The organism is Pseudomonas sp. CGJS7 (assembly GCF_036961695.1).
In genome coordinates this window covers 1-1,431 of record NZ_JBAMDI010000296.1, presented here as the reverse complement: position 1 = coordinate 1,431, position 1,431 = coordinate 1, and the positions used below count along the sequence as shown (strand labels likewise).

General features: G+C 53.3%; 1 protein-coding gene. It reads right to left on the bottom strand.

Features of this window, described 5'->3' with window-relative positions:
• Positions 1 to 28: 28 nt before the first annotated feature.
• Positions 29 to 1,383, bottom strand: a protein-coding gene (locus tag V7787_RS52765; protein WP_098089532.1) for an IS3 family transposase whose coding sequence is annotated in 2 segments (ribosomal slippage) — positions 29 to 907 and positions 910 to 1,383 — 1,353 coding nt in all. Because the reading frame shifts where the segments join, the coding sequence is not laid out codon by codon here.
• Between the last annotated feature and the right edge of the window lie 48 nt (positions 1,384 to 1,431).

Sequence of the window (1,431 nt, the reverse complement as noted above, 5' to 3'; positions counted from 1 at the left end):
TGGACTGCCCCCCAAAAGTTGGACAGTTTTAAGCTGCAGCCTGAGCCCTGTACTCCACAGGGCTCAGGCCATTGAGCCTCAGCTTGATGCGATCATGGTTGTAGTAGTGAATGTACTCATCCAGACCCGCTCTCAGCTCATCAATGCTCTCGAAACGCTTCAGGTAGAAAAACTCAGATTTCAGCGTGCCGAAGAAGCTTTCCATGGCCGCGTTGTCCAGGCAATTGCCTTTTCGGGACATGCTTTGCTTTACCCCGCATTCGCTTAGCTTACGGCGGTATTGCGCCTGCTGGTAATGCCATCCCTGATCCGAATGCAGCACGAGCTTCGGTTTCTCTCCCAGGCAATCGAGCGCTTTGCCAAGCATGTTCCCAACCAGGCTATAGCACGGGCGGCTGGCCATTTCGTAGGCCACGATTTCGCCGTTGTACAAATCCATCACGGGCGACAGATAGAGCTTCTGTTGAGCTACTTTGAACTCGGTTACGTCAGTCACCCACTTCTGGTTTGGGCGTTGAGCGACAAAATTTCGCTCCAGTACATTCGCTGCCACTTTGCCGACGGTACCTCGATAGGAGCGATATTTCTTGGGGCGCACTACTGATTTCAATCCCTGCTCAGCCATCAGCCGTTCAATGACCTTCTTGTTCACCCGCTTTTCCTTCCTGATTACGAGTGCGATACGGCGATAACCATAAAGCCGTTTCTGCTCGTGATAGACGCGATGCACCAATGCCTTGAGCTCAGCATGCCGGTCTGGCTTCTGCTGAGCTTTGAGCTGGTAGTAGAAGGTGCTGCGCGCCAGCTCGACCAACTGAAGGAGGTCAGGCAAAGGAAACCTGCGCTTGAGTTTGGAAACGATCAGGACTTTTTCCCGCGTGTTCGTTCCTTTTCCTCGCGCAGAGCCTTGAGCTCCTTTAGGACAGCATTCTCCATGCGCAGGTACTCAAGTTCAGCCATCAGCTGATCTCGAGACTTCTGATCATCATTGGTATCGGTGGGTTTGGCAGGCTTGATCTTCTTCGACACGTCGATTGGCTTTCTTGGCTTGATGGCAGTAGAGGGTGCAGGACTGCCACTGTAGTACTGCCGCTGCCAAATGCCTATCTGAGAGGACTGCCCAAGACCAAAGTGGGCAGCGGTCTGGCGCAGCGAAAGCCGATGCTCGTGCATATAGCTAAGCACCTGCTGTTTGAAATCACTGGTATAGCGCCGCCCATGCGAGCCTGGACCAATGCCATTATTGGCCTGATAACTGGCCACCCAGCGTCGAAGCAGGCTGAAATCGATACCTAAGTGTTGAGCCACCTTTCGGAAACCGTTGCTGCCATCCAGGTAGGCTGTGATCGCTGTGAGCTTGAATTGCTCGGTGTACTTACCCATAGATCCCCCAAGGGTTGGATTGGTGTCCAACTTCTTGGGGGCAGTCCA